General features: G+C 66.4%; 27 protein-coding genes. 17 read left to right on the top strand and 10 right to left on the bottom strand.

What is annotated here, in order from left to right; genetic code table 11:
• Nucleotides 1-223: 223 nt before the first annotated feature.
• Genes FGF80_RS16875 through FGF80_RS16850 form a run of 6 tightly spaced genes read left to right on the top strand, consistent with a single transcriptional unit; the run spans nucleotide 224 to nucleotide 9,083 of the window.
• Nucleotides 224-1,597, top strand: coding sequence for a diaminobutyrate--2-oxoglutarate transaminase (locus FGF80_RS16875; protein WP_138655299.1), 1,374 nt, complete (start codon nucleotides 224-226; stop codon nucleotides 1,595-1,597).
• Nucleotides 1,594-3,192: a pyridoxal phosphate-dependent decarboxylase family protein gene (locus FGF80_RS16870; protein ID WP_138655297.1), complete on the top strand. Its 1,599-nt coding sequence runs from the start codon at nucleotides 1,594-1,596 to the stop codon at nucleotides 3,190-3,192. The genes FGF80_RS16875 and FGF80_RS16870 overlap by 4 nt, the downstream gene beginning before the upstream one ends.
• Complete coding sequence (locus FGF80_RS16865) at nucleotides 3,189-5,066, top strand: IucA/IucC family protein (RefSeq protein WP_138655295.1); 1,878 nt, start codon at nucleotides 3,189-3,191, stop codon at nucleotides 5,064-5,066. Before FGF80_RS16870 ends, FGF80_RS16865 begins: the two co-directional genes overlap by 4 nt.
• Nucleotides 5,063-5,728, top strand: a complete 666-nt coding sequence (locus FGF80_RS16860; protein ID WP_138655293.1) for a GNAT family N-acetyltransferase — start codon at nucleotides 5,063-5,065, stop codon at nucleotides 5,726-5,728. Before FGF80_RS16865 ends, FGF80_RS16860 begins: the two co-directional genes overlap by 4 nt.
• Nucleotides 5,721-7,193, top strand: coding sequence for a lysine N(6)-hydroxylase/L-ornithine N(5)-oxygenase family protein (locus tag FGF80_RS16855; RefSeq protein ID WP_138655291.1), 1,473 nt, complete (start codon nucleotides 5,721-5,723; stop codon nucleotides 7,191-7,193). Before FGF80_RS16860 ends, FGF80_RS16855 begins: the two co-directional genes overlap by 8 nt.
• A 3-nt stretch (nucleotides 7,194-7,196) precedes the next feature.
• Entirely contained in the window at nucleotides 7,197-9,083 is a 1,887-nt protein-coding gene (locus tag FGF80_RS16850) for an IucA/IucC family protein (RefSeq protein ID WP_138655289.1), read from the top strand.
• A gap of 84 nt (nucleotides 9,084-9,167) precedes the next feature.
• On the opposite strand, the gene FGF80_RS16845 is transcribed toward FGF80_RS16850, so the two are convergent.
• A complete protein-coding gene (locus FGF80_RS16845) occupies nucleotides 9,168-9,542 on the bottom strand; it encodes a hypothetical protein (protein ID WP_006184886.1) in 375 nt (124 codons plus the stop codon).
• Nucleotides 9,542-9,811 carry a hypothetical protein gene (locus tag FGF80_RS16840; RefSeq protein WP_138655287.1) on the bottom strand — a complete coding sequence of 90 codons (270 nt, stop codon included), beginning with the start codon at nucleotides 9,809-9,811 and terminating at the stop codon, nucleotides 9,542-9,544. The genes FGF80_RS16845 and FGF80_RS16840 overlap by 1 nt, the downstream gene beginning before the upstream one ends.
• Nucleotides 9,812-9,945: 134 nt before the next feature.
• On the opposite strand from FGF80_RS16840, the gene FGF80_RS16835 reads away from it, so the two are divergent.
• Nucleotides 9,946-10,212 carry a hypothetical protein gene (locus tag FGF80_RS16835; protein ID WP_331250839.1) on the top strand — a complete coding sequence of 89 codons (267 nt, stop codon included), beginning with the start codon at nucleotides 9,946-9,948 and terminating at the stop codon, nucleotides 10,210-10,212.
• A gap of 245 nt (nucleotides 10,213-10,457) precedes the next feature.
• On the opposite strand, the gene FGF80_RS16830 is transcribed toward FGF80_RS16835, so the two are convergent.
• The 3 genes from FGF80_RS16830 to FGF80_RS16820 all read right to left on the bottom strand — a co-directional run bounded on the left by FGF80_RS16830 (nucleotide 10,458) and on the right by FGF80_RS16820 (nucleotide 12,356).
• Entirely contained in the window at nucleotides 10,458-10,877 is a 420-nt protein-coding gene (locus tag FGF80_RS16830; RefSeq protein ID WP_006184884.1) for an iron-sulfur cluster assembly scaffold protein, read from the bottom strand.
• 305 nt (nucleotides 10,878-11,182) lie between these two features.
• Nucleotides 11,183-11,815: an HD domain-containing protein gene (locus FGF80_RS16825; protein WP_006184883.1), complete on the bottom strand. Its 633-nt coding sequence runs from the start codon at nucleotides 11,813-11,815 to the stop codon at nucleotides 11,183-11,185.
• Between the two features lie 88 nt (nucleotides 11,816-11,903).
• Entirely contained in the window at nucleotides 11,904-12,356 is a 453-nt protein-coding gene (locus FGF80_RS16820) for a response regulator (protein WP_138655285.1), read from the bottom strand.
• A 393-nt stretch (nucleotides 12,357-12,749) separates the two neighbouring features.
• On the opposite strand from FGF80_RS16820, the gene FGF80_RS16815 reads away from it, so the two are divergent.
• Nucleotides 12,750-13,025: a hypothetical protein gene (locus FGF80_RS16815; RefSeq protein WP_394348248.1), complete on the top strand. Its 276-nt coding sequence runs from the start codon at nucleotides 12,750-12,752 to the stop codon at nucleotides 13,023-13,025.
• A 90-nt stretch (nucleotides 13,026-13,115) separates the two neighbouring features.
• Here the strand turns inward: FGF80_RS16815 and FGF80_RS16810 are convergent, their stop codons facing one another.
• The 4 genes from FGF80_RS16810 to FGF80_RS16795 all read right to left on the bottom strand — a co-directional run bounded on the left by FGF80_RS16810 (nucleotide 13,116) and on the right by FGF80_RS16795 (nucleotide 17,592).
• Nucleotides 13,116-14,363, bottom strand: a complete 1,248-nt coding sequence (locus tag FGF80_RS16810) for an aminotransferase class V-fold PLP-dependent enzyme (protein ID WP_138655283.1) — start codon at nucleotides 14,361-14,363, stop codon at nucleotides 13,116-13,118.
• Nucleotides 14,364-14,639: 276 nt separating this feature from the next.
• Complete coding sequence (locus FGF80_RS16805) at nucleotides 14,640-14,933, bottom strand: DUF424 domain-containing protein (protein WP_006184879.1); 294 nt, start codon at nucleotides 14,931-14,933, stop codon at nucleotides 14,640-14,642.
• Between the two features lie 4 nt (nucleotides 14,934-14,937).
• Nucleotides 14,938-15,876, bottom strand: coding sequence for a tetratricopeptide repeat protein (locus FGF80_RS16800; RefSeq protein WP_006184878.1), 939 nt, complete (start codon nucleotides 15,874-15,876; stop codon nucleotides 14,938-14,940).
• Between the two features lie 90 nt (nucleotides 15,877-15,966).
• Nucleotides 15,967-17,592 carry a hydroxysqualene dehydroxylase gene (locus FGF80_RS16795; protein WP_138655281.1) on the bottom strand — a complete coding sequence of 542 codons (1,626 nt, stop codon included), beginning with the start codon at nucleotides 17,590-17,592 and terminating at the stop codon, nucleotides 15,967-15,969.
• A gap of 124 nt (nucleotides 17,593-17,716) precedes the next feature.
• Between FGF80_RS16795 and thpR the strand changes: the two genes are divergently transcribed.
• The 5 genes from thpR (at nucleotide 17,717) to FGF80_RS16770 (ending at nucleotide 20,658) form a co-directional block, all read left to right on the top strand.
• Entirely contained in the window at nucleotides 17,717-18,274 is a 558-nt protein-coding gene (thpR, locus tag FGF80_RS16790) for an RNA 2',3'-cyclic phosphodiesterase (protein ID WP_138655279.1), read from the top strand.
• Nucleotides 18,275-18,440: 166 nt separating this feature from the next.
• On the top strand, nucleotides 18,441-19,415 hold the full coding sequence (locus tag FGF80_RS16785; protein ID WP_138655277.1) for a hypothetical protein: 975 nt from the start codon (nucleotides 18,441-18,443) through the stop codon (nucleotides 19,413-19,415).
• 141 nt (nucleotides 19,416-19,556) lie between these two features.
• Nucleotides 19,557-19,709, top strand: coding sequence for a 50S ribosomal protein L39e (locus FGF80_RS16780; protein ID WP_006184874.1), 153 nt, complete (start codon nucleotides 19,557-19,559; stop codon nucleotides 19,707-19,709).
• A 2-nt stretch (nucleotides 19,710-19,711) separates the two neighbouring features.
• Nucleotides 19,712-19,990: a 50S ribosomal protein L31e gene (locus FGF80_RS16775; protein ID WP_006184873.1), complete on the top strand. Its 279-nt coding sequence runs from the start codon at nucleotides 19,712-19,714 to the stop codon at nucleotides 19,988-19,990.
• Nucleotides 19,991-19,992: 2 nt separating this feature from the next.
• Entirely contained in the window at nucleotides 19,993-20,658 is a 666-nt protein-coding gene (locus tag FGF80_RS16770) for a translation initiation factor IF-6 (protein WP_138655275.1), read from the top strand.
• 320 nt (nucleotides 20,659-20,978) lie between these two features.
• On the opposite strand, the gene FGF80_RS16765 is transcribed toward FGF80_RS16770, so the two are convergent.
• Entirely contained in the window at nucleotides 20,979-21,290 is a 312-nt protein-coding gene (locus tag FGF80_RS16765; protein ID WP_006184871.1) for an ASCH domain-containing protein, read from the bottom strand.
• A 152-nt stretch (nucleotides 21,291-21,442) separates the two neighbouring features.
• Between FGF80_RS16765 and rpl18a the strand changes: the two genes are divergently transcribed.
• From rpl18a to FGF80_RS16745, 4 genes are all read left to right on the top strand, one after another.
• Nucleotides 21,443-21,619, top strand: coding sequence for a 50S ribosomal protein L18Ae (rpl18a, locus tag FGF80_RS16760; RefSeq protein ID WP_014862763.1), 177 nt, complete (start codon nucleotides 21,443-21,445; stop codon nucleotides 21,617-21,619).
• Nucleotides 21,616-22,062, top strand: coding sequence for a prefoldin subunit alpha (gene pfdA / locus FGF80_RS16755; RefSeq protein ID WP_006184869.1), 447 nt, complete (start codon nucleotides 21,616-21,618; stop codon nucleotides 22,060-22,062). Before rpl18a ends, pfdA begins: the two co-directional genes overlap by 4 nt.
• Nucleotides 22,063-22,087: 25 nt before the next feature.
• Nucleotides 22,088-23,647 carry a signal recognition particle-docking protein FtsY gene (gene ftsY / locus FGF80_RS16750; protein ID WP_138655273.1) on the top strand — a complete coding sequence of 520 codons (1,560 nt, stop codon included), beginning with the start codon at nucleotides 22,088-22,090 and terminating at the stop codon, nucleotides 23,645-23,647.
• A gap of 80 nt (nucleotides 23,648-23,727) precedes the next feature.
• Nucleotides 23,728-24,363, top strand: coding sequence for a hypothetical protein (locus FGF80_RS16745; RefSeq protein ID WP_138655271.1), 636 nt, complete (start codon nucleotides 23,728-23,730; stop codon nucleotides 24,361-24,363).
• Nucleotides 24,364-24,367 lie beyond the last annotated feature (4 nt).

The raw sequence follows: 24,367 nt of genomic DNA, 5'->3' as shown, positions 1-24,367 counted from the left end.
CTCAAACAGCCCCCGGCACGTCGGTCGGCCGGGTGTTCGTGACCTCGGTTTAGCCTCGCTGGCTGCCGAATCTCTTCGTTTCAGAAATCCTCATATAAGCTTTAGGTTGGCCTAAAAACCAGTACGCTTTTAATGTTTTAGGCTGGCCTAAAGTCTGCATGCCGACGAAGCAATTACCATTGGATCGGATCGAGCGGCAGTCACCGCGGAGAGGTGAGCGGGCGTGACCGACGGTGGATCGCCGTCCGAGCGGCTCCTCGCACAGCAGGCGCGTCGGGAGTCGAACGCGAGGACGTACCCCCGCTCGCTGCCGATCGCGATCGAGCGCGCCGAGGGTGCCATCATCGAGTCCGTCGATGGCGACGAGTACATCGACTGTCTGGCGGGTGCGGGGACGCTCGCGCTCGGTCACAACCATCCCGCGGTCGTCGAGCGAATGGAGGCCCTGCTCGAGCGCGGTCGGGCCGTCCACACGCTCGACCTGACGACGCCGGTCAAAGAGCGGTTCGTCGATCGCCTGCTCGAGAGTCTCCCCGACGAGTTCGCCGAGAACGCGACGGTCCAGTTTTGCAGCCCTGCCGGGACTGACGCCGTCGAGGCCGCGCTGAAGTTAGTGAAAACGGCCACCGGCAACCGATCGATGCTGGCCTTTCAGGGTGGCTATCACGGGATGACCAACGGCGCGCTCGGGCTGATGGGCGATACGGCGGCGAAAGAACCGGTTTCGGGACTGATGCCGGACGTTCACCATCTCCCGTTTCCCTACGAGTTCCGCTGCCCGTTCGGGCTCGGTGACGCGGACTGCTGGCGGACGAGCGCCGAGTACGTCGAGCGAACGCTCTCGAACCCGGAGAGCGGAATCGTCGACCCTGCGGGGATGATCCTCGAGCCGGTCCAGGGCGAGGGCGGCGCGGTGCCAGCGCCCGCCGAGTGGCTCCGGGAGATGCGCCGGATCACCCGCGAGAGCGACGTGCCGTTGATCGTCGACGAGATTCAAACCGGGCTCGGACGCACCGGCGAACTGTACGGTATCGAGCACGCCGACATCGTGCCCGACGTGATGACGCTCTCGAAGGCTATCGGCGGCGGGCTTCCCCTGTCGGTCGTCGTCTACGACGAGTCCCTCGATGTCTGGGAGCCCGGCGCACACGCCGGCACGTTCCGTGGCAATCAGCTCGGTATGGCCGCCGGCACGGCGACCATCGAGTACGTCCTCGAGCACGATCTCGAGACCCACGCCGCCGCGATGGGCGACCGGCTGCGGGACCACCTCGAGGAGACGGCCGCGACCTTCGACGTCGTCGGCGACGTCCGCGGTCGGGGGCTGATGCTGGGAATGGAACTCGTCGATCCCGACGACGAGCGCGACTCGCTCGGTCGCTTCCCCGCGGACGGCGACCTGGCGTCGGCGGTCCAGTCGGCGGCGTTCGACCGCGGGCTGATCGTCGAGACCGGCGGCCGTGACGGCAGCGTCGTCCGGTTCCTCCCGCCGCTGACGATCTCGGCCTCGCAAATCGACCGGATCGGCGACATCGTCCACGAGAGTATCCGTGCGACCGTCGCGGACGACCACGACCGCGCGGAGGCGTCGGTATGACGAGCGATGGACTGGTCGGCCGGTCCCGTTTGGCACCCGACGAGCCGACGCCGCCGGCCGCCGCGGACGCCTTTCTCGGCGACCCGGCCGGAAACGCCGCCTACGAGGACGCGATCGACCGGGCACGCGACTGTCTCGTCGACTCGTTCGCAACGGTCGACGGACCCTACGCGGGGACCGACCACGAGACGCTCCGCGAGCGGATCGACGAACTGACCGTCTTTCCCGACGAGGGCGATCCGCTTGCGGCCGTCCTCGAGACGGTCGGCGAGGACGTGCTCGCGGACTCGGTTCGGGTCCACGACCCCGGCTGCGTCGCCCACCTTCACTGCCCGCCAGCGATCCCGGCGCTGGCCGCGGAGCTGTTGCTTTCGGGGACCAATCAGTCGCTGGACTCGTTCGATCAGGCCCCCGCGGCGTCCGTCCTGGAAGAGCGCGTCGTCGACGCCTGCTGTGACCTGTTCGACTATCCAGCCGGCGCTGACGGCGTCTTCACCGGCGGCGGCACCGAATCGAATTTCCTCGGCTTGCTGTTGGCTCGCGACTGGTACTGCCGGACGCGGTTCGATCACGACGTCCAGACTGCGGGACTGCCGCCCGAGGCGACTGACCTCCGCCTGTGTTGCTCGGCGGCCGCCCACTTCACCGCCGAACAGGCCGCCCACCACCTCGGGCTCGGCGAGGACGCGGTCGTCACGGTCCCGACCGACGACGAGCGGCGGATCGATCTCGAGGCGCTGGACGAGACGCTCGCGCGACTCGAGAGCGAGGGCCGTCATCCGTTCGCGCTCATCGGGACCGCCGGCACGACGGACTTCGGCAGTATCGACCCGCTCGAGGAGGTGGCCGACCGGGCCGCCGAGCGCGACCTGTGGTTCCACGTCGACGCCGCCTACGGCGGCGCGTGTGCGATCAGTGACCGTCTCCGGCCGAAACTCGCGGGGATCGACCGCGCCGATTCGATCGGCGTCGACTTCCACAAGCTGTTCTACCAGCCGATCGGCTGCGGGGCCTTCCTGCTGCGCGACGGCGACCGCTATCGCTTCCTCGAGCGCAACGCGACCTATCTCAACCCCGAGCGCGACGACGCGGCGGGAGTTCCGAACCTCGTCTCGAAGTCGACCCGGACGACGCGCCGGTTCGACGCGCTGAAGCCGTTCATGACGTTCAACGCCCTGGGTCGGACGGGTGTCGCCGACTGCGTCGAGTACGTCTGTGACCTGGCCGACGCCGTCGCCGCCGATATTCGAGCCGAACCGGCGCTGGAACTGTGCTGTGAACCCGCCCTGAGCGCGGTGGTCTTCCGGTATCGGCCGGACCGATCGGACACTGCCGCCCGCTCGTCGGGGTCCGACGAGCGACGCGAGTCCGCTTCCACGGCCGCTCTCGACCGGGTGAACCGCGCCATTCGGGACGAACTCCTGGCCGACGGCGAGGTCGTCCTCGCTCGGACCGAGGTCGACGGCACCGCCGCGCTGAAGCTCACCCTGTTGAACCCGACGACGACGCGCTGGGACCTTCGAGCGGCGCTCCAGGCGGTCATCGAATACGGTGAGACGATCGAACGCGATCGAGGGACAATCGATTCCGCATGACTTCACGACCACCCACACGAACGCCGACCGACGAGCAACGCGTCGATGCGACGCGCATCGCACGCGACGCGACGATGCACAGCTTCCTGAACTGCTACTGCCACGAAACCGGGATCGGCGAGTTCGTCCCCGCGACGGACGCACCGATCGACCGTGCGCCGGCGAGCGGGCTCGTCCTGCGGCTCCCGCTGGCCACCCAGGGAATCGAGTGCTTCGCCCCCGTCGCGTATCGATCCCCGACCGGCCGCCATCTGTTCGAGTTGCCCGCTTCCTACCGCTCCGGCTCCGACGGCGAGCCGGTCGAACTCGATTATGCGACGCTCGCGACGCTCGTGACGAAGGAACTCGAGCTTACACGCGGCGCGGACCCGAACCGCGACGACCTTCTCGAGCGGGTCGTTCGCTCCTGCCGGAACGTCGAGCGATACGTCGACGCCCGCGCCGACGACGGCGAGACCCTGTACGGACCGGACTTCACGTTCCGCGAAGCCGAACAGTCGCTCGTCTTCGGCCACCTCCGCCATCCGACGCCGAAGAGCCGTCGAGGAATGGAGCGCGACGCCGAGCGCTACGCCCCGGAACTCGAGGGATCGTTCCGACTGCACTACGTCCGCGCGGACCCCGACATCGTCGAGAGCGACTCCGCGCGCGACGACTCCGCAGCCGCGTGGGTCCGCGAAGCCCTCCGCGACGATCCGGCCGTCGACGAATCCGTTCTCGAGGACTCCCTCGCCGCCGACGATATCCTCCTGCCGGTCCACCCCTGGCAGGCCGACCGCCTGCTCGAGCGGCCCGACGTACAGGACCTCGTTTCGGCGGGCAAACTCGAGTCGCTCGGCCCGCTGGGTCGCGAGTTCTACCCGACGACGTCCGTCCGGACGCTGTACGCACCGGCGGCCCCGTTCATGGTCAAGGGATCGCTTGCAGTCGAGATCACGAACTCGGTGCGGACGAACGAGCGGCCGGAACTCGAGCGCGGTGTCGCGATTTCGGACCTGCTGGCGACCGAACTCGGCGACGACCTGCGCGACCGTTACCCCGACTTCGACGTGGTTCGAGACCCGGCGTACCTGACGATCGATCCCGACGCGGTCGACGCCGACGGCGACGAGTCCGGCTTCGAAGTCGTCCTCCGGGAGAACCCCTTCCGGGGCGAGGACGCGCGGCGGGCGACGCCCGTCGTCGCGCTCTGCCAGGACGCGATCGGGGACGGCCGGTCCCGGCTAGATCGGATCGTCGCCTCGATCGCCGATCACGAGGGCCGCGACTCCGCCGCCGTCAGCGAGGAATGGTTCCGCCGCTATCTCGCGATTTCGATCCGACCGCTGCTGTGGCTCTACCTCGAGCGGGGGATCGGACTCGAGGCCCACCAGCAAAACAGCGTCCTCACGTTGGACGATGCGGGCTATCCCGACACGTTCCGCTATCGGGACAATCAGGGCTACTACTTCCCCGAATCCACCTCCGACCGGCTCGACGACATCTGTCCCGGCGTCGGCAAGCGAGCGGGCTCGATCTGTCCCGACGCGGTCGCCGACGAGCGCATCCGCTACTACGTCGTGCTCAATAACGCCCTCGGCGTGATCAACGCTTTCGGGACCGCGGGGCTCGTCCCGGAAGGTCGGCTGCTCGATGTCCTCCGCGAGGAACTCGAGTCACTCCGGGAGTTCGACCGACCGGGGACGTCGATCCTGGACCCGCTGCTCGAGTCCGAAACCGTCCCCTGCAAGGCGAACCTGCTGACGCGGTTCCGCGGCTTAGACGAACTCGACGCGCCCTCGCTGGCCGAGCAGTCGGTTTACGCCGACGTTCGGAATCCGCTGGTCGACCGGCCGGCGTCGGCCACCTCGGGGGCGTCGGAGGTGACCAGATGACGGCTCCCGAGCCGACTCGAGGCTCCCACGCGACGGTCGCCTCGGCGTACGACTTCGAGTACTACGACGAGACGATCGACTGCCACATCGGCTTTCGGCCGGTCTCGCTCGAGCGCGACCTCGGCCGCCTGCACGCGTGGCTGGGGTCGGAGCACGTCAAGCCCTACTGGGACCTCGACGAACCGCTGCCGACCTTCCGCGAGACGCTTCGGGAGAAACTCGCGGACGACCACCAGACGCTGTACGTCGGCTGTCTCGATCACGTGCCGATGAGCTACTGGGAGCGCTACTGGGCTGCGGCGGACGATGTCGCGGCGTACTACGACGCCGAGCCGGCCGATCAGGGGATTCACCTCCTGATCGGTCCGGAAGCGTATCTCGGCGAGGGGTACGCGGTCTCGCTGCTCCGCGCGATGGTCGCGCTCCAGTTTCGCCACCCCGAGACCGACCGCATCGTCGCCGAACCCGACGCCCGTAACGAGGCGGTTCTCGCGACCGCGAACCGGTGTGGTTTCGAACCGCGCCACGAGTTCGAGTTCCGCGAAGCGGACAAGACCGCGACGCTCGCCGTCTGCACGCGCGAGCGGTTCGAACGCGAGGTCTGGCCGCCGACGGCGGACGGGGCCGACTCGCGATCCCCCGAGGTGAGCGACGGTGACTGAGCGCGGCGACACCCGTCCCGCTGCTGCCGACGGCGGCGACGAGCGCCCCGTTATCGACCGCGGTCACTACGATGTCCTCGGCATCGGCCTCGGCCCGTTCAACCTCGGGCTTGCGGCGCTGCTCGACGGCGCGGACGCTGCGCTCGACCTCGACGCGGTCTTCCTCGAGCGCGAACCCGAGTTCGCCTGGCACGAGGGGATGCTGATCGAAGGTGCCACTCTCGAGGTGCCGTTCCTCGCGGACCTGGTGACGATGGCCGATCCCACCAACCCGCACAGTTTCCTCAATTATGCCCGCGAGCGCGACCGCATCTACGAGTTTTACTTCTACGAGACGTTCCAGATTCCGCGCCGCGAGTACGACGCGTACCTGCGCTGGGTCGCCGAGCGCGTGCCGACGACCCAGTTCGAGCGGGAGGTAACGAGCGTCGAATATGAGGGTGACGGCGATACCGCCGACGCAGCGGCCGGCGGTCCGTTCGTCGTCGAGGCCGTCGCCCCCGAGACGGGCCAGCGCTATCGCTACCGGGCCGACGACCTCGTTATGGGCGTCGGCTCCCGGCCCGCCCTGCCGGCGTTCGCCCGCGATCACGCCGACGGGACCGCTCCGCTGTTCCACACCGCCGACTACCTCGAGCGCCGCGCCGACGTCCTCGAGACCGATGCGATCACCGTCGTCGGCTCCGGGCAGAGCGCCGCCGAGGTCGTGCTGGACCTGCTCGAGCGCCAGTCGACACACGGCTACCGGCTCGACTGGCTCACCCGCTCGGACGGGTTCTTTCCGATGGAGTACTCGAAACTCGGGCTCCAGCATTTCACACCCGAGTACGCGCGGTACTTCTACGACCTGCCGCAGTCGCGCAAGGACGACCTGCTAGCCGACCAGGACCTGCTGTACAAGGGAATCGATCCCGAGACCAGCGAGCGGATCTACGATACGCTCTACGAACGCTCGATCGGCGACCGCGACCCCGACTTCGGCATGCTCGCGACGACCGAAGTCCGCGACCTCGAGCGTCTCGCGGGCAGCTACTGGCTCGAGTGCGAACAGCGCCACCAGGAGCGGGCGTTCGCCCTCGAGACCGACGCCGTGATCTTCGGGACGGGCTACCGGCGGCCGACCCCGACGTTCCTCGAGCCGATCGCGGACCGCATCGCGTTCGACGATCGGGGGCGGCTCGCCGTGACTGCGGACTATCGCCTCGACGGGGGGTTCGGCGGCCCGGACGACGACGCCGGCCGCGTGTTCGTCCAGAACGCCGAGTTGCACAGCCACGGCGTCGGGACGCCGGACCTCGGGCTGGGCTGTTATCGGAACGCGATCATCGTTGACCGACTCGCCGGGCACGAGATCTATCCCGTCGACCGGGACACCCTCTTTCAGGACTTCGACGTCGACCAGTTCGCCGACCACGCGTCGGTACACACCGACGTGCCGCAATCGCTGTCGCTCAACACGGAGTAACTCATGCAACACCCACGACACGACACCGAGACGGAGTACGGACTCGACGGAATCGCGACGTTGGATGACGTGCTGACAGCGGACCGCTGGACCGATGTCGGACGGGAACTGCTCGGGAAGATACTCCAGGAGTTTACCTACGAGGACATCCTCGAGCCGGAGCCGGTCGACGCCGCGCCGGCCGATGCCGACTCGGACGGCGAGTGGTGCACCTACGAGATCGATCTCGAGGGCGTCCGGTATCGCTTCGACGCCGTCGATCGGTTCTGGGATTCGATCAGCGTTCGTGCCGACTCGATCGAGCGCGACGCCGGCGACGGGTTCGAGCCCGCCGACGACCCCCTCACGTTCGTCGTCGACCTCGAGCCGACGATCGACATGGATTCGATCACCGCCAGTCATCTCGTCCGGGAGTACACGAACACGCTGCTGGCGGACGCACACATCGACGCCGACGAGACTGCCGCTGCCGACGAGGGCTCCGTCGGCACTGCGGCCGACCGGTCGGTCATCGACATGTCCTACGCCGAAATCGAGGGCGAGATGACCGGCCACCCGTGGCTCACGTTCAACAAGGGCCGGGTCGGCTGGGGGTACGACGACTACCGCGACTACGCGCCCGAGCGGTCCGAACCGATCCGGCTCTCGTGGTGTGCCGTCTCCCGCGAGGCCGCCGCGTTCGTGGGCGTCGCGGGCCTCGACCACGAGGCGCTCCTCGAGTCGGAGCTCGGCGACTACTACGCGGCGTTTCGGACCGAACTCGAGGACCGCGGGCTCGATCCCGACGACTACCTGTTCCTGCCGGTCCACGACTGGCAGTGGGAGAACGCGATCGTTCCCCTGTTCGGCCGCCAGCTCGCGACGGACGACATCGTACCGCTGGGGTCCGGTCCGGACGAATACCTGCCCATGCAGTCGATCCGGACGTTCGCCAACGCCGACGAGCCGGCGAAGCACAACGTCAAGCTCCCGATGCAGATCAGCAACACGCTCGTCTGGCGTGGCCTCCCCGGCGAACGCACCGAGGCCGCGCCGCTGGTCACGGAGTACGTCAAAGACGTTCGGGACGGGGACCCGTTCCTGCGCGACGAGTGCGAGGTCGTTCTACCCGGCGAAATCGCGGGCGTGAACTTCGATCACCCGACGTTCGACGCGCTCGAGGCCCCCGCCTACCAATATACCGAACTGCTTGGCTGTGTCTGGCGCGAGAGCGTGACGGGCCTCATCGACGACGACGAGCGGGCGATGACGCTCTCCGCGCTGTTACACGTCGAGGACGGCGAGCCGGTCGTCTCGAAACTCGTCGAGCGGTCCGATCTCGACCTCTCCGACTGGCTCGATGAGCTGTTCGCCACGATGCTCCCGCCGCTCCTCCACTACCTCTATCGGTACGGAACCGCTTTCTCGCCACACGGTGAGAACACGATCCTCGTCCTCGAGGACGACCGCCCGGCCAGACTCGCCGTCAAGGACTTCGTCGACGACGTCAACGTCGCCGACGCGCCGCTCGCGGAGCTTCAGGACCTGCCCGACGACCTTGACGACGTGCTCCTCTCGGTTCCCCCGGAGGAACTACGCCAGTTCGTCGTCTACGGGCTGTTCGTCGGCGTCTATCGCTACCTTTCGGACCTGCTGAGTCGCCACCACGACTATCCGGAAACCGAGTTCTGGGGGCAGGTTCGGTCCGCGATCGAGGACTACCACGACCGATTCCCCGAACTCGAGGAGCGGTTCGAGCTGTTCGACCTGCTCGAGCCGACGCTCCCGAAACTGACGCTGAACCGCAACCGGATGATCGATATCGGCTACGGCGACCGTCCCGAGCGACCTCACGCGATCGAACACGGCACCGTCCCGAACCCCCTCTCCGAGGTCGATTCCCAGCGGTAAGCTACGGCCGGCACGATCCGCTCGGGTGAGACGCGACCACGTAGGGCGACCGCAGTGGCAGCGTGGGAGGTTCGCGGCGCTCCATCAGGGATTCCCTTGGTACTTCCCTTCGGCTGTATCGGCGGCGACCACCAGCCGAGCAGCCAGATCGCGGGCGTCCTCGGGGTCGAGGCCGGTGTCGACTTCGATGGGGCCGGATGTCCATCGGAGACCGACACCACTCCAGCCGCCCTCTTCGTGGACGCCTTCGACTTCGAGCGGGCCGTCGTTCAGATCCGCCCGGACGAGAACGCTGTTGAGATCACCGGGAACGGAACCGCAGTCCGTGACCGAGTACGTGCCGTCGTCGGTCAGGCTCCGATTCTCGATGATCGCTTCAGGAACGGGCGTGATGCCAGCCGCCGTCTGCGGAACTGCGGCGTGCGCAGCGACCGCAGCGAGGAACTGACGCCGCTGCATCAGGCGGCCACCCGGGTTGCGTCCGCGAGGTGACCAGCGGGTGTGGAGAACGGATCTCCGTCGTCGTTCACGTAGTCGGCGATAGAACGAGTGCCGGTATTGAACCGCTGAACGTGCTCGTTGTCACGAATAACGTGACTCGTCCCATCCGTCGTCAGGTAGACGTGGGACGTGCCGTCCGCGTTCTCACCCAGCCGGATATTGACCGGCCCGACGCTATCGCCGTTGTGAGCGATGCCTTCAATTGGGCTCGTCTCTGAATCCATCATGCTTCGGTAGCCTCCGAAGCACGGGGTCGGTGGATCCAACACCGGCCTCATCTTCTGTGAGGCATCCCGTGCTTCTCAATTACAGCTACACGAGGTATTACAATAAATGTTTTCCCATGGGTGAACGTTTGCTCATGAGTAAATCAATGGGCGTTGGAACGGTACATGGAAGTACGATGTGTACGAACAAGCAACCCGAGATGGCTCGGACGAGGGCGCTTCTCACGGAGCGTGATCGAGAGTTGCTTGCCTCAGCAGAGGGCGGAAATCGTCGCTATCAGTCTATTTCAGAGATTCGATCCCGAATCAACGAAGAACTATCTACCGACGTGAAAGTCCTCAAAGAGAATCATCCTGAACTGCTGGACGAACTTCGAGAGGTCGTCTGTGACGAGGACTGACGATTACAAGGTGACGCCCCGATCGGAGCGACTGGCCGGCCGCGTACAACTCCGAACCGTGATCTCGACGGAAGGCGACGAGTACTCGGTTTCACCTGACGAGGTGGCGCATTTCTCAAACGCAGTCCCATGCGTGCCTGCGGCTCGCGGTTCTACTCCGTCACGGGAATTCAGACCTGTTTGGCTCACACGAGAGACGGAACAAAGAGACCCGTCCGATCGACCACTGGTCACACCGTGGGCGGTTAGTCTTCAGTCGTCGTCTTGTCGACGTCGAGTTCGCCCTGGTAGATTTCCGCGCCGTCCTGTGCGACCTTCTCGGCGAGGACGGCACACTTGACGCGCATCGGCGAGATATCGACGCCGAGCATGTCGATCACGTCGTCGCGGTCCATCTCGTGGAGTTCCGTGAGCGTCGTGCCCGCGAGTTCGCCCGAGAGCATGCTGGCGGAGGCCTGACTGATCGCACAGCCGTCGCCCCGGAATGCGACCCGTTCGATCGTCTCCCCGTCGTCGGCGAGTTGGACATCCATACGAATCTCGTCGCCACACATCGGGTTCTCGCCGATGTGAGTGAACGTCGGATCCTCGAGTTCCCCGTAGTTCCGGGGGTTCTTGTAGTGGTCGAGGATCTGCTGTCGGTACATATCGGAGCCCAGTCCCATCGGTGGATACGGATAGGCCAGTGAGTTGTAAAAGGGTTCCGGGGGCGAAACGGCCGCCCACGTCCCGATTCGACGGGATCAGGGCCATCGATCGATGCTCGGAAGTCGACGATCCAGCCACTGCCGCAGCCGGTGCTGACGGGCCTCGGTTCGAGGGCTGAGAGAAGCTGGTAGCGCGACGCCGAACCCCGGTCGACGGGTGGGTTCAGGCAGCCCAGGGTCTCGAACGGATCGCGTCCGGGATGGCGGATGCGTCTCTCGTTTATTCCCGCGACGCAACGGATCGGCCGTCGGCCATCAGTTCCTCACTGCTCGCCTGTGACTTCCCCCTCGAACCGCTCGAGGTAGTCGCGAACGAACCCGGCGCGATCCGCAGCGAGGTCCCGACCGACGGCCGTGTACATCCGCGCCGGCAGGTCGAGAATCTTCTTGTGGACGTGGTTGTACTGGGTCGCGCCGGCGTCGGTGTCGTCCGCGGCGACCGGCCGGGCTGGGTCGTGGATCGGATCGCCGATCTCGCCGCCGTAGGCGAACACGCGGGCGATGCCGACCGCACCGAGCGCGTCGAGGTTGTCCGCATCCGAGACGAGTTTCGCCTCGAGCGTGGCGGGTTCGATGTCGTTCGAGTAGCGATGAGCGTGGATACAGTGCTGGACGCGTTCGACCGTCTCCGTCGCCGCGCCGCACTCGCGCAAGATCCGGCCGCCCTCCCGCATTCCCCACGTCGCGTGATCGTCGATCTCACCGCGGTCCTCCCTAGAGCGACCGATATCGTGGAGGGCAACGGCGAGACGGATCACTCGCTCGTCGACCGGTTCCGGCTGGCGGTCGACGAGGGTCTCGGCGAGCGTGTCGACCCGCTGGACGTGGTGCCAGTCGTGGGCCGGTGACGCGTCGTCGAAATACGGGCGTGCGCGGTCGCGAACTGCCTCGAGCATTACTGCGTGGTTCCGGCAGACGGAAAATGAGTGTGCCGTCCGCGGGGTCCGGCGGCCGGACTCCGTCGCATCGTGCCCGCGCTCGCGGTCACTGCGACGATGTCTGGACGATCGCGAACCAGAACTCCTCGATCGATCGGACGAACTCCACGAAGTCCTCGGGTTCGACCGGCTTCTGCATGTAGGAGTCCGCCTCGAGACCGTGCGACTGGACGATCTTCTCCCCCGCGTCGGAACTGGTGAGCACGATGACTGGGATTTCGGCCAGCACCGGGTCCTCTTTCAGTTCCGAGAGGACATCGATCCCGCTCTTGCCGGGCAACTGGGGCTCGAGGAGGACGATGTCCGGACACGGTTCGTCCGCGTACTCGTTTCGCTGATGGACGACATCGAGGGCCGAGTCCCCGTCGGGGACGACATGAATGGTGTTCAGCAGTTTCGCGTCCGCGAACTGTTCCTCGAAGAGTCGGCTGTCGCCGGGGTTCGGCTCGACCAGCAGGATATCGATTTGCTCCACAGTTCGCTCGCCTTCGGTGCCCATTTGGAGATGGTATCACGTGCGCGGGTAAAACATCCGTGTCACGCTCGCTGAACAGTCACCGGACTCATACCGGTCGGTTCGGCGCGGTCGCCGTCTCCGCTACCGCGACCGAATCGCGAGTCCGCGATCGGCCTGAAACCGTCGCGACGGCGAGCGGTCTATTCTTGGGTTCTCGAGCCGTGTACGGTATTTCTCCGGGCGGCGAACAATAGATATAAGTTACTATAGGCTGACAATCAGCATGGAAGCCGCTCTCCAAACGCGCGAGCGGAGGGGGCACGTTTCGATAATGCCCCGGGTGTAGAGGCACCCGAGACTGGCTTCCAATCCCCACGAGGGATTTGAAAGCATGACCGCATACATTCTACCGGGATATAAACATCCCGCCCGACGATGGAATCAACGCCACCAACCAGCGACAGCGCCCGATGCTCGGGACCGGCCGCGGCGGCCACGGGGGTCGCGATGACGGGTCACGACGAGCGGGTCGACCCGGCCAGTACGAGGACGGAGCCGGCCGACGAGGCGGCTGACGCGACCGACTGGTCGCTTCCCGACTGTCCCGCCTGCGGCCGTCCCGTCTGGGTCGTGACCGTCAACGGCCCCAGCGACGCCACCGCCTCCCCCTGTGGCTGTTCCGTCCCGCCCGGCAGCCTCGAGCGCGAATAACCGGCCGCCGAGCACCCGTTTTTTGTCGTTGCTTGCCGAGACGGCCCTCGAGCGCCAGTGAAAGAGTCGTGCCTCGTGGTCAGCGTTCGCTTACGCGAACAGCTGGCGTGCGTCGTCGATGGCGCTGACCAACTCGTCGATTTCCGCCTTCGTGTTGTAGATGTAAAACGAGGCGCGCGCCGAGGCCGCGACGCCCAGTTTGTCGTGCAGCGGCTGGGTACAGTGGTCGCCCGCGCGGATCGCGACCGCGTGGTCGTTCATGATCGAGGCGAGGTCGTGGGCGTGGACGCCCGTGAGATTGAAGCCGACGAGGCCGCCGCGGTCGGGGCCGGGTTCGGGGCCGTAGATTTCGATGTCCGGGTCCGCAGCGAGTTGCTCGTAGGCGTAGTGGGCCAGCTCTTCTTCGTGGGCCTCGATGCGGTCCATGCCGATGTCTTCGAGGTAGTCGATGGCGGCGACGAGGCCGACGGCTTCGGCGATCTGTGGCGTGCCGGCCTCGAACTTCCAGGGGAGGTCGTTCCAGGTCGACTCCTCGTAGGTGACCTTCGTGATCATGTCGCCGCCGTAGAGATACGGCTGCATGGCCTCGAGAATCGCTTGCTTGCCGTAGAGGACCCCGATACCGGTGGGGCCGGCCATTTTGTGGCCCGAGAAGGCATAGAAGTCGGCGTCGATGGCTTCGACGTCGACGGGCCGGTTGGGAACGGCCTGTGCGCCGTCGATAAACGCCAGCGCGTCGTGGTCGTGGGCGATGTCGACGAGGTCGGAAACGGGGTTGACGGTGCCGAGCGTGTTCGAGACGTGGACCGCTGAGACCATCGCGGTGTCGTCGGTGATGATGTCGGCGGCGTGGTCCATATCGAGGCGGCCGTCGTCGTCGATCCGGATGTACTTCACGTCGGCTCCGGTGCGTTTACCGATCTGTTGCCACGTGACCAGCGAGGCGTGGTGTTCCATCTCCGTGAGGACGATCTCGTCGCCGGGTCCGAGTTCGTTCAACCCCCACGCGTAGGCGACCAGGTTCTCGGCTTCGGTCGTGTTCTTGGTGAAGACGATCTCCTCGCGGCCGCCGCTGGCACCGATGAACTCGGCGACGCGGTCGTGGGCCTCCTCGTAGGCGATCGAGGCCTCCTGGCTCAGGTGGTGAATCCCGCGGTGGACGTTGGCGTTGTACTCGCGGTAGTAGTCGCTCATCGCGTCGATGACCGGATCGGGCGTCTGGGTCGTCGCCGCGTTGTCGAGATAGACGAGTTGCTCGCCGTTGAACTCCCGCTGCAGGATCGGGAACGCCTCTCGGATCGTGCCGACGTCGAGCGCCTCGAGGTTCTGTTGACTCATTGGTGACTAGCAGGGACCGAACACAAAACACTCCTTCGGTCCGGTGATGGCCGTGTCTCCGGAAGTGCATTCGTGCGGCACGAATCCCCCGTTGATGGGCGATCGATGGCAGTGGCCGTGCCCGTCGCGATCGGCTACGATCGGTTCAATCGCGCCGATCTCTAGAACTCCGCGTCCACCCCGAGTGCCGGCTTCGTCGCGGCTTCGGCTCCCGTCGCGGAAAATCGGTCTCCGTCGCGCTCGACCGGTCGCGGCCGGTGCTCGGTTCCGACTGCCTCACTGCATCTGCAACAACTGCGCGTGCAGCGTCGTCCCCACTTCGAGGACGTTTGCCTCGTCGATGAAGCCCTCCTCGACGGCGAGTTCGACGGCGCGGGTGCCGACGATGTTGGCCACGTCGGCCTGCGCGAGGCTTTCGATCGCCGCGCGCTCGTCGACCGCATTGGTGCCGTAGAACTCCTCCGTGACGGTCAGCGAGAGATCGCCTTCCTCGAAGGTCTCGCCGAGGACGTCCTCGTCGCAGACGGCCACCAGCATCCCTTCTTGAGTCTGCCGTTCGTTGACGATCATCGGATCACTCGAGTTCCCACTCGCGATCCTCGTCCTCGTCGTCGGTGCCGATATCACCCAGTCCGAGGTCTTCGAGGCCGATATCGCCCTGCTGGGGTCGCGACTGCCGTCCGGCTCCGAGTCCGGGCTGGCCGCCGGCCCCCGGACCGGCACCCATACCGCCGGCACCCCCGGGGCCGCCCTGGCCGCCACCGAGGCTTTCCTTACGGTCGTCCATCATCTCCTGTTCGGCCCGCTCGCGCATCTGATTCGCTTCATCGGCGATCTCCTCTGCCTGGTCGAACTCGCCGAGTTCCTCAAGAATCTCGGCTTTCGTCTCGAGCACCTTGGCGTTGCGCAGCCCCAGCCGGATCGCGTTGTCGACGCAGTTGAGCGCCTCCTCGGACAGCCCACGCTCCGAAAGGAAGAACGCGCGGTTGAACCAGCCCGCGGCGAAGCGCTCGTCGATCTCGATGGCGCGCTCGGCGTGCTCCAAGGCCTCGCTCGTCTCGCCGAACTCCCAGAGGGCGTAGGCGAGGTTGGTCTCGGCGGTGGCGGCGTGTTCGCTCGAGTCATCGATGCGCAGTGCCTCGCGGTGGGCCCCGATCGCCTCGTCCCACTCCTCGAGTTCGCCGTGGGCGACGCCCTTGTTCACCCACGCCTCCTGCTCGAGTTTGTCGTCCTCGGCGTAGCGGGCGGTTCGCTCGAAGGCGTCGGTGGCCTGCTCGTAGCGGTTGATCTGCATGTAGTTCAGGCCGACGTCGAGCAGTTCGCTCGCATCGACGTCGTCCTGGTCGATGTTGTGCTGGTCGAGCGTGTCGGTGACGACACGGGAGTCGACGGGGTCGACCTTCGACGGGTCGACGCCGAGCTCCGGCGGGTCCAGGTCGAACTCCTCGTACGGATCGCCGAACCCCTCTCCCTCGGAGAAGCGATGGTCGCGATCGTCGTCTCGGTCGGTCATGAATTGAATGTCGCGGCGACGACTGTTAAGGGCTGCGACCCCGGTATCGGCGGCGTTTCGCTGTCCTCGGGTGCTTGCGGACCCCGACTCTCAGACGCGCTCGCCGAGGCGTCTGGTGACCCCGCGGAGCGACTGCGTCACCGCCGCCGGATGTGGCAGCCCGAGGCGATATCGGAGCCGGTCCTGTCGTTTGAGCGGCTCGAACACGGCGGGCTCTCTGAGCTCCCAGATCTGTGCCCGCCCCCGTCCGCCGCGTCGATCGAGGACGGCGTTGGCCGCGCGGCGACCGGCCTCGTTGGCCGACTCCATTGAGGCGAGATCGGAGTTCGTTCGCACGTAGTCGCTTGCCAGCGTGAGGTTCCGGACGCCGACGTCGGCCGGTGGCCGGTTCCGGAGCGACCCCACGGTATTGATCAACAGCGGTGAGCGGTTCTCGACGCCGTTTTCGGTCTCGATGATCGACGGGTCAAGGAACCAGTCGACCAGCATGTCGTCCCGCAGCCGCCGGTCGACCGCGTTCAGGTGAGTCTTGAGCTGCGCCCAGATCTCTTCGGCAATCTCCCCGCGCGTACATTCTCTGGCCGGCTTCTCGTGGACGATTCCCGGCGTCTCCCAGTCCGAGGCGATCACCGATAGGACCCCTGCGACATCGTCCGGACCGCGCTTCTCGAGGTCGTAGTCGGTCCAGAACTGACGCTGTGAGATCGAGGTCAGCGCCCACGGAGCGTCCGCGTAGACCTGGTGACCCCGCGTCAGTTCGACGTCCTCGGAGAGGTAAAACTGGATACCGTTCATCCAGGCCGTCTCGAGGTGCTCGATCCGGCCCAACTCCGGCGCGGCCCGGCGCAGTTCGGGCGTGACGAACGCGGGGGCGACCTCCACCGGCACGGCCAGCACAAACTCGTCGGCCGCGACCGTCCGCCCGTCGGCCAGTTCGACGCCGGTGATCCGTCGTCCGTCGAACGCGAGGCCCCGTGCAGGGGTGTTCGCCCGGAACTCGACGCCGAGCGTCTCGAGGTGGCGGACCCACGGATCGATCCAGGCCTCGTTCGTCGGCGCGTTCAGGATTCGCTCGGTCGGCTCGCTCGGGTCGAGTTGGCCGAACAGCAACTGCAGGTAGATAGTGCCGACCGTTCGGGCGCTGCCGACCTGCGGCCGGAGCGCGACGAGCGCCTGCGTGGCGTAGGCGAGGCGGTCGCGAAACTCCGCTGAGCGGTTCTCGGCGTCGATGAACTCCCACCAGGAGATGTCGTCGAGTTCCGCCTCGCGTCGCTGTTCGCAGGCGGTCAGCAGGTACAGCAGGCGCTCGAGCAGGAAGCGAACGTCATCGCGGGGCAGATCCTCGGCGAAGGCCGGCCGCAGCGCCTCGAGCCAGCCGCGCAACGAGTCGGGCGTACTGGTCTCGGCGATCCGCTCCGGAGCCGTCGTACTCGCGATGAGCGTCGCCTCGGTCTCGACCAGGTTGTCCGCGACCGTCCCACCGTCGGTCGGAATCCGCTCCATCGTCTCGACGACGTGGCGGTAGAACGCCGGGAAGAAGCGAAAGCCGTGTTCGCCGTGCAATGCCGCCGGCTCGTCCGCGATCGGCATCGACCGAGCCTTCCCGCCGAACCGGTCGTTCGCCTCGAAGACGGTCACGTCGAGCCCGCGCTCGGCGAGTTCGTGGGCTGCGGTGAGACCGCCGATACCACCACCGAGTACGGCTACGTCGGTCATTGGCGGTCCTCGGCGTCCGATCCGGATAACGGGCGTCCCTAACCACGAACCCCTCGAGCGCGGTCGCGGTCGTCACGACCCCGTCGCCGTCAGTATTGAGTGCGCCGCCCGCGACGGTTCGGCTATGCGACTGTTCGTCAGCGTCGACCTCCCTGACGATCTCGCCGACCCGGTCGCCGACCTGCAAGACGAGTTCGCCGACGCCAGCGGGCTCGATTTCACCGGTCCCGAGCAAGCCCATCTCACGATGAAGTTCCTCGGCGAGACCGACGAGGACCGACTACCTGCCCTCGAGCGGGCGCTATCCGCTGCGGTCGACGACGCCGATGTCGATCCCTTCACGGTGCGCTACGGCGGGTTGGGGGTCTTCCCGAGTCTCGACTACATCAGCGTCGTCTGGCTGGGCGTCGAAGCGGGCGGCGAGGAACTCACACGGCTTCACGAGGCTATCGAGGACCGAACGACGGCGATGGGGTTCGATCCCGAAGACCACGAGTTCACGCCCCACGTCACGCTCGCGCGGATGCAACATGCCGGCGGAAAGGACCGTGTACAGGACCTCGTCCGGGAACGCGAGCCGACGATCGGCGAGGCTCGCGTCGACGAAATCCGCCTGACGGAGAGCACGCTCACGGACGCGGGACCGGTCTACTCGACCGTCGAGTCGTTCCCGCTCGGGTGAGCCTCGAGCCGCCCGGAACTGTGCAGTGGCGAGCGGCCGCCGCTGGGATCCCGGTCCGGGACCGCGGCTGTCCCCGTAGTCGGAGCGTATCGCATCTCGGCCGGCTGTAGTCGGACACTACGGACGGTGGTCTCAAGGACCGGTCTCGCATACCGACCGCGGGACGATGGGACCCGGACTCGACGAACGCTCGTCGGGCGGTTCGCGCAGCCCGTGGCACGTTACCCGCCGCGAGGCACTCCTCGCACTCGGCGGCGCGGCTCTGACTGCCTCGACCGATCCATCGAGGACCACGATGGCGGCCGATCGCAGCCGCGACGGACTCGTTCGCGTTCGCGTCTATCCCGGTCGCGTCCCCTTCCCCGCCCGGGCGTGGTACGGAATCGACGACCTGCGTCGCGACTGGCCGACGCCACTCCGAGACGCGCTTTCGGCCATCGAGGGGGCGTTCGATCAGGTCCGCGCCTACGCCCGCGACCGCTCCCGGCTCGAGAACATCGAAATACGCGTCGAGCGCGGCGCTCCGATCCGATTCTCGCAATCATCGATGCCCCTCTCGATCGACGCCGTGCTCCCGTCGCTGCGGTGCCTTCTCGAGCGGTTTCGCGACCGCATACGGACCCGAAACGCACTCACCGGACGATGCTGTCACGTCCTCCTCGAGTGGTCGCCGCTGAATTATCGCATCGGCTACGGCGGGGCGCTGGCACCGCATTCGATTACCGGCGAGGCCGACGGCAGCAACACCGGTGACGCACAGGCGGTCGTCAACGTCGGCGCGACTGAGCGATGGGATTCGCGGCCGGTAACCCGGAATATGGCGATCCACGAGGCGATCCACACGTTTCTCCCGGACGATATCGTCGCGTCGATCGGCGATGCGCACTGCGATCACGAACTCGGGACCGCCGTGCGAACGGACGCGGAGACGCTCGAGATTTCCCCAATCGCGACCGCCTACGCCGGTCCCGACCGGATCGGCGGCGGGACCCGGTTTCACGGCACCGGCTGCTGCGATCGAAGCCGGTTCTCCCGCCACGACGGCATCGACGGCATCGAGAACTGGACCTACACGACCGCGCTCAGCGCGGCGACGTGTGAGGGTGTGGTACGCCATCTCGAGCGACAGTTCGAGGGCTAAGCCCCGTCGTTCGGCGGAGCGATGTCGGCCCTGCGGTCGTCCGTGGCGGTGTCACCAGTCGGAGGCGGCCGGCGGCCGTGGCCGGCGATGCCCTGCAAGATGGACAAGATTTTATGCCAGCGTAGGCTACGTCCGGCTACTATGGGTAAGAAATCGAAGGGCAAGAAGAAGCGACTTGCCAAACTCGAGAACCAGAACAGCCGCGTGCCGGCCTGGGTTATGATGAAGACGGACATGGACGTCCAGCGGAACCCGAAGCGACGCAACTGGCGGCGTAACGACACCGACGAATAACGATGAGTGCAAGTGATTTCGAGGAACGCGTCGTCACCGTTCCGCTGCGAGACGTCAAGAAGGGAGCCAACCACGAGGCCGCCGACTACGCGATGCGACTGGTCCGCGAACACCTCGCGAAACACTTCGCGGTCGACGAGGATGCAATCCGTCTGGACCCCTCGATCAACGAGGAAGTCTGGTCGAACGGCCGTTCGAACCCGCCGCGAAAGCTGCGCGTTCGCGCAGCCCGATTCGACGAAGAGGGTGAGGCCGTCGTCGAAGCCGAGGTCGCCGACTAAACTTGCAACGCCTCGCATTCGCCGGGTCGGCCTACGTCGGCGTCTTCGCCCGTGCGACCGACTCGTGCGTCCTCGTTCGCCACGACGTCGACGACGACGTTGCTGCCGACCTGACAGACGAACTCGAGGTACCCGTCATTCAGACGACCGTCGGCGGCTCCTCGACGGTCGGCGCGCTAGCGACCGGTAACGAGAACGGCCTGCTCGTCAGCGCTCGCGTTCTCGAGTACGAACGCGACCGACTCGAGGCAGCGGTCGACGTCCCCGTTGCCGAACTGCCGGGCAGCATCAACGCCGCCGGCAACGTCGTGCTGGCGAACGATTACGGGGCCTACGTTCATCCGGACCTGCCCCGCGAGGCGGTGCAAATCGTCGCGGACACCCTCGAGGTTCCCGTCGAGCGCGGCGACCTCGCGGGTGTCCGGACCGTCGGTACCGCCGCGGTCGCGACCAACACCGGGGTGCTCTGTCATCCCAAAGCGACCGACGCGGAACTCGACGTTCTCGAGGATGCCCTCGACGTTCGAGCCGATGTCGGCACCGTCAACTACGGCGCGCCGCTGGTCGGCTCCGGTCTGATCGCCAACGAGTCCGGTTACGTCGTCGGCGAGGACACCACCGGGCCGGAACTGGGCCGGATCGAGGACGCGCTAGGCTATCTGGATTGACGGCGAGCCGCGACCCGTTTCTCAGTCCTCCGTTTCTCCTCGAGCCGCCGCGACCGACGCCGTTCGCGCAACGCGGCTCGCGCGGGCCGTCTCGGACGGCCTCTCCGACCGGCGGCGCTCTGTACTCGAGACCGACTCGTCTACACCTGCTCCGGCAGGACGTGCCCTTCATCGCCGACAGCGCGGCCTCGATCGCCGCTTTCGAGCCGCCACTCCGCGGACGATTGTGTCCTCCCAGTCTCGCCCGTCCGCTGTGACCGCCTTCGGTTGCGTGCGACGAGCGCAGTCGCTCTCGCACTCGAGACCCGAGCGGGAGCCTCTCACCGCCGCTCGAACCGATGTAACACGACGTCGCTGTCGTCGTCCCACTCGAAGTCCTCGTGGACGCGCTCGAGCAGCCGCCGGTACCCCTCGAGGTCGTCCATCCCTTCGGCCCGTGCGTCCTCGTCGGTCAGTGCCCCGAGCGTTCGGTCGCGGATGGCGGTTACCTCGAATGTCGTCCCGTCGATCGCGAACGTGTCCCCTTCGTCGGCGTACCGGTGGCCGCGATGGATCTGGGTAACCTCCCCTTCGAGGGCCTGTGTTCGCATTCGCTCGCTGGGCAATAACTCGTCGGCGTCGAGATCGCTCATGCCAGCGGCTTCAGCCCCGCGGGTTAAAATCGTTGACCCTCCGCTCGTCGGGAGATCGACGCGCGCTGGCCACTCTCGTTGCCGTCGTCGGCGGTTGCGACCGCTCGAAAGGGAAGGGAAGATTCTTCCGACTGCCTGCCGGAGGAGTGGGTATGAGTCAATTTACGGTCAGTGGTCGGTTCAAGAGCCGCGACGGCTTCGCGGAGTTCGAGACGACCATCGACGCCGAGAACGAGAACGTCGCTCGCGAACACACCTACACCCAACTCGGAAGCCAGCACGGGCTGAAACGTAGCGAAATCGAACTCGAGGAGGTAGCCCAGCAATGAGTCAGCAGCAACTTCAGCAACTGTCCCAGGAACTGCAGGAGATCGAAGAACAGATCGAGACCCTCCGGACGAACGTCGAGGCCGTCCAGCAGGAGAAAACCGAGGTCGACGAGGCAATCGAGGCCCTCGACACCCTCGAGACGGGATCGACGGTGCAGATGCCGCTTGGCGGCGGTGCCTACCTGCGCACGACCATCGAGAACATCGACGAAGTGATCGTCGACCTCGGGGCCGACTACGCCGCGGAGTTCGAGGAGGACGACGCCGTCGACGCCCTCGAGAACAAGAAAGAGCACCTCGACGACCAGATCGACGAACTCAACGCGGAGATCGCGGAACTCGAGACCGAGAGCGACGAACTCGAACAGCAGGCCCAGCAGCTCCAACAGCAGGCGATGCAACAGCAGATGCAGGGCATGGGCCAGGGGCAGCCCGACGAATAACGCGGCGTAGGGACTCCCAGTATCCATGTTCGATAATTTGAAGGATAAGCTCGGTAGCTTCCGGAAAGACGCCGAAGAGGCCGCCGAAGAGAACGTCGAGGCGGTCGACGAAGACGAACACGAGGACGAAGAAACCGAGGCGAACGACTCGGTGTCGACGGACGCGGAAGCGACCGATACGACCACCGAACCGGCGGCCGCCGAGCCGGCGGCCGCTGCGGTGGAGCCGGATTCGGAACCGGAACCGGAACCGGAACGGGACGCCGTCGACCGGGAGTCGGCGACCGAATCCGAGCCCGATTCGCCCGAGTCCGCCGATCCCGAGCCGGAGGTGGACGAGGCCGCTCCCGGCGAAGCGCCGGCCGAGACGGCGACGTCCGAGGCGGAGCCGCCCCTTGAGGAGGACGAATCGGACGACGCCGACGACGGCGGCCGGACGGGACTCGGAGCCCGAGCCAGATCTCTCTTTACGGGGTCGTCAGACGCCGAACCGGCGTCGGAGGAGGCGGCTCCCGACGAGGAGCAGACCGCTGAAGCGACGCCTGACGCGGAGCCGACCGAGACGGCGGCCGTCGACGAAAACCCGGACGCTGCGGCGGCCGGTGAGGCCGCCACGGCTCCCGACGAGGCCGAGCCAACCAGCGAAGACACCGAGACCGGAGACGACGACGCCGATGCCGATGGCAACGCGACGGGGTTCGGGACGAAGGCCAAATCCCTCGTCAAGGGGAAGTTCGTCATCGAGGAGGAGGATCTCGAGGGCCCGCTACACGAACTCGAGATGGCCCTACTCTCGAGCGACGTCGAGATGGGCGTCGCAGAGGAAATCCTCGACAACATCCGCGACGAACTGGTCGGCGAGACCCGTACCTTCACCACCTCGACCGGCGAGGTCGTCGAGGAGGCGTTGTACAACGCCATCTACGACGTGATCAGCGTCGGTCAGTTCGACTTCGACGAGCGCATCGCCGCCGCGGACAAGCCGATCACCATCATCTTCACCGGCGTCAACGGCGTCGGGAAGACCACCTCGATCGCCAAACTGAGCCGCTATTTCGAGGAGCGCGGCTATTCGTCCGTGATGGCAAACGGCGATACCTACCGCGCCGGGGCTAACGAGCAGATCCAGGAACACGCCGACGCGCTGGACACGAAGTGTATCAGCCACGAACAGGGCGGCGATCCCGCGGCGGTGCTGTACGACGCCGTCGAGTACGCCGAGGCAAACGACATCGACGTCGTCCTGGGCGATACGGCGGGTCGGCTCCACACCGACGAGGGTCTGATGGACCAACTCGAGAAGATCGGCCGTGTCGTCGATCCGGACATGACGCTGTTCGTCGACGAGGCCGTCGCCGGTCAGGACGCGGTCAACCGCGCCCGCGAGTTCAACGAGGCCGCCGAGATCGACGGCGCGATCCTGACGAAAGCCGATGCCGACTCCAACGGCGGCGCGGCGATTTCGATCGCTCACGTGACCGGCAAGCCGATCCTGTTCCTCGGGGTCGGTCAGGGTTACGACGATCTGGAGCGGTTCGACCCCGACGAGATGGTCGATCGCCTGCTCGCCGACGACGACGCGTAAGCGTCTCGTCGTGCGATCGCCATCTGGTTAGTGTGTTGGCATTTCAGAAGACACTTAGTATCAGTTTGAGACGTTGGTGTATGAGCCGCCCTCCCTCTCGACGAACGGTTCTCGCGTCGATCGCGACGACCGCGGCGGTCGCCACGGGTGGGTTCGAGTCCGACCCGAGCGGCGTGACCGCCCCATCGCTCGAGTCCGGCATCGTTCCCGCGGATCGGTACGACTGCAGCGATGTCGAGCGCCCCGAGCCCGACCGGACCGATAGTGCGGACACACTCGAGTCGCTGCCGTATCCAGCACCGCCGTCGGAGGCGAACGCCGGCGGGGACCGCAGTCCGGCAGCCGGCTCGCGATCGTCGGCGGTGTACGGTGTGAGCCGGTACGTTACCGAGTTCGAGCGGGCGTATCGACGGAACGCGTTTCTCGCCCGGTACGGGTCGCTGGCACGGACCGTCACGCTTCACCGGACGGCGTACCGGATAGCACCGATCGATCCGGCCGGAACCGGGGATGCCGTTTTGGTGGCGATTCGCTACAACCTGACGAAGGGGACGCGCCAGTCGTTCGCGGACCAACGCACCGAGTGGGATGTCCGCGTCGTGTACTATCTCGATGAACGCATCCTGCTCCGGGCGCGGTACAACGGCGTCGCCGAGGAGTTGTCGTTCGATCCCGACCCGCGGACTCACGGAACGCTCGTCGCCTGCGTCGACTGACCGG

Origin of the sequence: Natrinema pallidum (genome assembly GCF_005890195.1) — an archaeon.
Lineage (GTDB): Archaea > Halobacteriota > Halobacteria > Halobacteriales > Natrialbaceae > Natrinema > Natrinema pallidum.
Note: the sequence above shows the minus strand (reverse complement) of the source record. Positions and strands in the feature narration are given on the sequence as shown.